The following is a 7,311-nucleotide window of genomic DNA, read 5'->3' as shown; positions in this document are numbered from 1 at the left end:
TTGTAAAATGGTTTGTAGAGGTTTTTGATGTTGAGAATGAATTGGTTGCTGTAGCCACTATTTTAACTATGGTGCAGAAAAAACAAGAAGTTTTTGCAGAAATGACCGATGAAAAAATTGTAGAATGCCTAAATAAATTATCCGAAAATACCAAACCGAAATGGGGAATTTTAACACCGCAACACCTTTTGGAACATTTAGAACACGGTTACAGAATTATGTCGGGTGAAATTCAAGATTTTGAAATTGTAACCCCCGAAAAGATTCTGGATAAAGTGCACAATTCATTATACAATTACGATAAATTCCCAAAAGGAACCGCTTTTCCAACCATGAAAAAAGATGAATTTGAAGACCTGATTCATCCAAATTTTGAAACGGCAAAAGCTAAATTTTTCGAAGCGAGAGAAGCGTACAAAACTTTTTTTAAAGAAAATCCCGATGCCGTTCTAAAGAATATGGTTTTCGGAAATTTAAATAAATACGAATCCTATTTACTGGAACGAAAACATTTGAATCACCATTTCGAACAATTTAATATTTTATAATTGAGAATGAACTTTGCGGTCTTTGCGTAAATCTTCGCAGACTTTGCGGTTAAAAATATAGATAATGACAGAACCTTACGTAAAATACAACATACAAAATAACATCGCCACCATCGAGTTTTTTCATCCCGAACAAAATTCGTTGCCAAGTGATGTCTTAAAAGATTTGGCATTCACTATCACCGAAGTCGGAAACAATGACCAAGTAAAAGTTATTATCCTAAAAAGTGGTGGTGACCGTACGTTTTGTGCCGGAGCCAGTTTTAAAGAACTAATTGCCATCAACGATGCCGAAACCGGAAAAGTATTCTTCTCCGGATTTGCTAATGTCATCAACGCCATGCGTAAATGTCCGAAATTCATCATCGGCCGTATTCAAGGGAAAACTGTTGGAGGCGGTGTTGGAATCGCTTCCGCAACCGATTATTGTATGGCGACCAAATTCGCTGCAATCAAACTAAGTGAACTCAATGTCGGAATCGGACCTTTTGTGGTTTCACCTGCAATTGAACGCAAAATGGGCGACTCAGCCATGTCACAAATCGCCATTGATGCCAATACATTTTACGAAGCCAATTGGGCTAGGGAAAAAGGACTGTATGCATCTGTTTTTGAAACCATTGAAGAATTAGACGAAGCCGTGCAAAAATTTGCAGAACACCTTTGCACCTATAATCCGGAAGCGATGATGGAAATGAAAAAGATTTTTTGGAGAGGCACCGACGATTGGGATAATCTTTTAGCCGAAAGGGCCGCCATCAGCGGACGATTGGTTTTGTCAGATTTCACAAAAGAAAAATTAAAAAATTATCTGTAGAGACGTTGCACTGCAACGTCTGTAGGGAATTAATAAAAAAATATGATCTACGAATTCAAAGGGTTCATCCCCGTCATACACGAAAGTAGTTTTATCCATCCGCAAGCAGCGGTTAGCGGCAATGTGATTATCGGTAAAAATGTGTATGTGGGTCCCGGAGCAGCGATTCGTGGCGATTGGGGCGAAATCATCATTGAAGACGGTTGTAATGTCCAGGAAAATTGTACCATTCACATGTTTCCGGGCAAATCAATGATTTTGAAAGAAGGAGCACATATCGGACACGGGGCGATTATTCACGGAGCCAATATCGGCAGAAATTGTTTGGTTGGAATGAATGCCGTCATCATGGATGATGTGAATGTGGGAGACGAATGCATCATCGGTGCATTAACTTTTATCAAAGCCAGTATGCAAATTCCTAACCGTAAATTGGTCGTTGGAAATCCCGCAGTCATCATCAAAGACGTTTCTGATGAAATGATTGATTGGAAAACAAAAGGATCGAAATTGTACCAGCAATTACCATCAGAATGTTATGAAACGTTGAGAGCGGTTGAGCCATTGCGAGAAAAGCCTGAAAATCGCCCGACTCAGGAAGCATTTTATAAGACGTTAGAAGAATTTAAGAAAAAATAAATTTTGTTTCAAGTTTAAAGTTTCAAGTTACCGTAACCTGAAACTTTAAACTTGAAACCTGAAACAAATAAATATGTTTGAATTCAAAATGCCCAAAATGGGCGAAAGTATTTTAGAAGCCACCATCATCAATTGGACAAAAAACGTTGGTGATTATATCGAAGCGGAAGAAACTTTGCTGGAAGTTGCCACCGATAAAGTGGATAGTGAAGTACCGTCTCCCGTTTCGGGCATAATTACCGAAATACGTTTTCAAAAAGATGATGTGGTAGAAGTGGGAACTGTTTTGGCGTTGATTTATGAAAAAGTCGGAAGTCAGAAGATGGAAGCTGGAAGTAAAAAAGCAGAGGTTAAAAAAGAAGGAGTAGCTTTAAGTCAAAAAACTGAAACCCGCAACCCGCAACTCGCAATCCGCAACGTTGATGCCTTTCTTTCACCTTTAATAGTAAGTATCGCCCAAAAAGAAAATCTTTCCATCGAAGAATTACAATTAATTCCCGGTTCCGGAGCGGAAGGACGTTTACAAAAAAGCGATGTTTTCAATTATTTAAAAAATAGAAAATACCCGATTCAAAGTAACCCGCAACCCGCAACCCGCAACCCGCAATCAACTTTCCCTAAACCAAAAATCAATTTTGTAGAAGGAAAAGACCGAATTGTAGAAATGGATCGCATGCGAAAAATGATTGCCGATCACATGGTATATTCCAAGCAAACTTCGCCGCATGTGACATCCTATATTGAAGTAGATGTAACGAATTTAGTGCATTGGCGTAATGAAAATAAAGATAATTTTTTAGATAAATACAGCGAGAAACTAACGTTTACGCCTATTTTTATAGATGCGGTGGCAAAAGCCATTCACGATTTTCCGTTAATCAATGTTTCTGTTGACGAAAAGAATATAATCGTCCACAAAGACATTAATATTGGAATGGCAACCGCTTTGCCCACAGGTAATTTAATAGTTACGGTGGTGAAAAATGCAAATGAAAAGAATGTTATTTCGATTGCCAAAGAGGTCAATCAATTGGCTGAAAATGCACGCAGTAATAAACTAAAACCGGAAGATACGCAAGGAAGTACCTTCACTATTTCTAACGTAGGAACGTTTGGAAGTTTGATGGGAACACCCATTATCAATCAACCTGAAGTAGCCATTTTAGCCTTAGGAATCATCAAAAAAAGACCGGAGGTAATCACCACTTCAACCGGTGATGAAATAGCTATTCGAAGCATGATGTACCTTTCATTATCCTTTGATCACCGAGTGGTTGATGGCTTTTTAGGAGGATCGTTTTTACGACGAGTAGGAGATTATTTAGAACAATTTGATACTAACACAACGATATAAGAAAATGCAAGAAGTAATGACAGCAATCAAAGTAACAAAAGCAGCACATTCCACTCTTGGAGAAGTTGATTTAAACAACAGCGTGATGGGAAAAAAGTTCACCGATTACATGTTTGTTTGCGATTATCACGAGGGTGAGTGGAAAAATCCGCGAATTGAACCTTTACAGCTTATTCCAACGCATCCGGCGGCAATGGCTTTGCATTATGGCCAGGCGATTTTTGAAGGAATGAAAGCCACATTGGGAAAAGACGGAACGCCTTTGTTATTCCGTCCGGATGAAAATGCAAAACGTTTGAACTTCAGTGCAGATCGTATGGGAATGCCGTTATTTCCTGAAGATTTATTTGTGGAAGCCTTGCAAAAATTCGTTGCAATTGAAAAAAATTGGATTCCAACAGCTGAAGGAAGTGCTTTGTACTTACGTCCGTTTATGTATGCTGATGAACCGTTTATTGGAATGCGAGCAGCAACTAGTTACAAATTCATGGTGATTGCTTCTCCGGCTGGTCCATTTTTTAGTCGACCCATTAAACTTTATGCAGAGACTAAATATGTTCGTGCCGTCAACGGTGGAACGGGCGAAGCCAAAGCAGCAGGTAATTATGCAGCAGCCATTCGACCTACCGAAATAGCTAAATCAAAAGGATATGACCAAGTACTGTGGTTGGATGCTCAAAATTTCGAACAGATTCAGGAAGTTGGAACAATGAATATTTTTTTCAAAATAGGAGGAAAATTTATCACCCCTGATTTGTCCGGTTGTATATTGGCGGGAATCACGCGGATGTCAGTTATTGATTTATTAAAAGACAAAGGATTTGAAGTAATTGAACGACCAATAACCTTAACTGAAGTAAAACAAGCAGCCGCAAACGGAACGTTAGAAGAAGCATTTGGTGTAGGAACAGCGGTGGGTATTGCTATGATTTCTGAAATTGGCAACGATGATTTTACAATTAAATTTGAACATGGAACTCCAACCGGAGAGATGATTCAGAATACCTTGAACGGAATTAAATTACAGAAGATTGAAGATAAATTCGGTTGGATTGTAGAAGCGAAATAATAATTTTATTGAACACAGATTTTAAAAATTAATAAAATTTCAAAAATCTGTGTTCTCCCCATATAGATTCTTTAAAATGTTAGACAAAGATATCCTAAAAAAGGCCTTTTCAACCATGGCAACTGCTAAAGCTATGGCTGAGCTGTATGAAGATAACTTCAAAATAGTTTCCAAATATGTGCATGCCACTTCACGAGGACATGAAGCGATTCAGATTGCTATGGCGATGCATTTATTGCCACAGGATTATGCTTTCCCTTATTACCGTGACGATGCTATGCTTTTGGGAATAGGAATGCGACCGTATGATTTGATGCTCCAATTAATGGCCAAAAAAGACGACCCGTTTTCAGGAGGTCGAACCTATTATTGCCACCCAAGCTTAAAAGATGCTGATAAGCCTAAAATTCCACATCAATCTTCTGCAACCGGTATGCAAGCGATTCCAGCCACCGGAGCTGCGATGGGATTTTGGTATAAAGAAAAAAGCCCCCTAGCCCCCGAAGGGGGAACTATTGAGGACGAGTTTCCCCCTTTGGGGGTTAGGGGGCTTGTCGTTTGTTCCTTAGGAGATGCTTCCGTAACCGAAGGTGAAATTGCCGAAGCCTTTCAAATGGCCGCTTTAAAGCAATTGCCTATTTTATATTTAGTGCAAGATAACGGCTGGGATATTTCAGCGAATGCCGCAGAAACACGTGCTCAAAATGCCTTTGAATATGCTAAAGGATTTCATGGAATAGAAGCCATTTCTATTGACGGAGCAAATTTTTCCGAAAGTTATTTGGCTCTTGAAAAAGTAGTCAAAACTATTCGCGAAGAACGTCGACCGTTTTTGGTGCATGCCAAAGTTCCCTTGTTAAATCACCATACTTCCGGCGTACGAATGGAGTGGTACCGAGATGATTTGGAAGAAGCAAAATCTCGTGATCCTTATCCGGTTTTGATACAACAAATGTTGGAAGCAGGAATCACACAGCGGGAAATAGACGATCAATTGGCGGTGGCTTTAACCACTGTCCAAAATGATTTTGAAAAAGCCCAACAAGCCGAAGACCCAAAACCCGAAGATTTATTCACGCATGACTTTGCCCCAACAGCAATCATAGAGGAAGTAGGCGAGCGAAATCCAACCCGTGATGAAAAAGTGGTGATGGTGGATTGTGCCTTATTTGCTGTAGAAGAATTAATGAATAAGCATCCCGAATGTTTGCTATACGGACAAGATGTAGGTGGACGATTAGGTGGCGTTTTCCGGGAAGCGGCGACATTAGCCCAGAAATTTGGCGATGAACGTGTTTTTAACACGCCCATTCAAGAGGCTTTTATCGTTGGTTCAACGGTTGGAATGTCGGCCGTTGGTTTGAAACCCATTGTTGAGGTGCAGTTTGCCGATTATATTTGGCCGGGACTCAATCAATTATTCACTGAAGTTAGCCGTTCTTGTTATTTATCTAACGGAAAATGGCCGGTGAGTATGATTTTACGTGTGCCTATTGGAGCTTATGGTAGTGGCGGACCTTATCATTCGTCATCGATAGAAAGTGTGCTAACAAATATTCGGGGAATCAAAATCGCGTATCCCAGTAACGGTGCCGATTTAAAAGGTTTGATGAAAGCGGCTTATTACGACCCCAATCCAGTGGTGATTTTGGAGCATAAAGGATTGTATTGGAGTAAAGTGAAAGGGACAGATGCTGCACGTGTAAACGAACCAAGCGAAGATTATGTGTTGCCTTTTGGGAAAGCGAATGTGCTGCAAGAAATTTGGGAACAGGAAACGGCTGAAACCATTACTGTTATTACTTACGGAATGGGAGTGCATTGGGCGTTGAATGCTTCATTAGATATCAAAAACCAAGTAGAAATCATCGATTTAAGAACTTTATTTCCTTTGGATGAGGAAACAATACTTAAATCTGTAAAAAAGGCTAAAAAGTGCTTAATTGTGACTGAGGAACCCACCAATAATTCGTTCGCCAGAAGTTTAGCAGGACTTATCCAAGAAAAGTGTTTTAAATACTTGGACGCTCCGGTTATGGTCATTGGTTCAGAAAACATGCCGGCGATACCATTGAATAGTACTTTGGAGCAAACGATGATACCTTCAGCGGACAAGGTGCAACGAAAAATAGAGGAATTGTTAAACTATTAACGAATACTTGATTACCCTATATATACCGCGACCGTAACTGATAAGTTGCGGTCGTCGTGTTATAATGATGATTAGTAAATGTGTTCTATTTTGGTATCGATGGGATGAGCATAGGTGTTTTTATATTGTTTTGATAAAGTTTTCATACACTATCCACACACTATCTATCCTTTATCCTTACTTGAAATATGGACTTGATTCCGAAGAATTATTTTGGTTTTTGAGGTGGATATTGAGCTAAAATTTTTGTAACAAAGTCTTTAATCAGTTGGTCTTTTTCGTTGGTTTTTTGTGTTAAAACCCCTGAACCTTGTCCTTGCCAGACTAATTCTTTTTTCTGAGCGTCAATAAAATCGATGAAAAGGGTGCCTTCCACGTATTTGCTTACTGTTGTTGAATTTCCTCCCCAATAAGGATTCCATCCCCATCCCCATCCGTAGCCCCAATTATTATTGAAACTGGATACATCGACTGTTTCGTGTTCTTCGGTAAAAACGTTGATTAAAAGATCGGGAGTTTCGCTTTTAGTGAAGCCTTTGGCAAGCATTTGTTCTTCGATGGCACCTAAAATTCTTCGTTTATCTAAATCAGAAATTTTTAATTGGCTGACACCTTTTTGATGGAACGCATAGGTTTTATACTGTTCAAAGGTGGCTTTTTTGTCGTAATCATAGTTTACCTTAATTGTAGAGCTACAAGAAGATAAAATGAATAGAAACAAGACGGGTAGAA

The 7,311-nt window shown here is 39.3% G+C and carries 6 protein-coding genes and 1 pseudogene; 6 read left to right on the top strand and 1 reads right to left on the bottom strand.

Annotation, left to right across the window (positions count from 1 at the left end; translation table 11 throughout):
• The 6 genes and pseudogenes from ACIQ2S_RS09500 to ACIQ2S_RS09475 form a co-directional block, all read left to right on the top strand.
• A pseudogene (locus ACIQ2S_RS09500) lies at positions 1-548 on the top strand (phenylacetic acid degradation bifunctional protein PaaZ); the annotation flags it as partial.
• A 64-nt stretch (positions 549-612) separates the two neighbouring features.
• A complete protein-coding gene (locus ACIQ2S_RS09495; protein WP_396175345.1) occupies positions 613-1,365 on the top strand; it encodes an enoyl-CoA hydratase/isomerase family protein in 753 nt (250 codons plus the stop codon).
• A gap of 42 nt (positions 1,366-1,407) precedes the next feature.
• On the top strand, positions 1,408-2,004 hold the full coding sequence (locus ACIQ2S_RS09490) for a transferase hexapeptide repeat family protein (RefSeq protein WP_396175343.1): 597 nt from the start codon (positions 1,408-1,410) through the stop codon (positions 2,002-2,004).
• A gap of 73 nt (positions 2,005-2,077) precedes the next feature.
• Positions 2,078-3,358: a dihydrolipoamide acetyltransferase family protein gene (locus ACIQ2S_RS09485; protein WP_396175341.1), complete on the top strand. Its 1,281-nt coding sequence runs from the start codon at positions 2,078-2,080 to the stop codon at positions 3,356-3,358.
• Between the two features lie 16 nt (positions 3,359-3,374).
• Positions 3,375-4,427 (top strand): branched-chain amino acid aminotransferase, encoded by a 1,053-nt coding sequence (locus ACIQ2S_RS09480; protein WP_396175339.1) that lies wholly within the window; start codon positions 3,375-3,377, stop codon positions 4,425-4,427.
• A gap of 76 nt (positions 4,428-4,503) precedes the next feature.
• Complete coding sequence (locus tag ACIQ2S_RS09475) at positions 4,504-6,579, top strand: thiamine pyrophosphate-dependent enzyme (RefSeq protein WP_396175337.1); 2,076 nt, start codon at positions 4,504-4,506, stop codon at positions 6,577-6,579.
• A gap of 208 nt (positions 6,580-6,787) precedes the next feature.
• Here the strand turns inward: ACIQ2S_RS09475 and ACIQ2S_RS09470 are convergent.
• The coding region (locus tag ACIQ2S_RS09470; RefSeq protein ID WP_396175335.1) for a DUF4136 domain-containing protein at positions 6,788-7,311 on the bottom strand (524 nt) is incomplete at its 5' end.

The organism is Flavobacterium sp. (assembly GCF_044371705.1).
Lineage (GTDB): Bacteria > Bacteroidota > Bacteroidia > Flavobacteriales > Flavobacteriaceae > Flavobacterium.
This window is presented reverse-complemented; position numbering and strand designations above follow the sequence as displayed.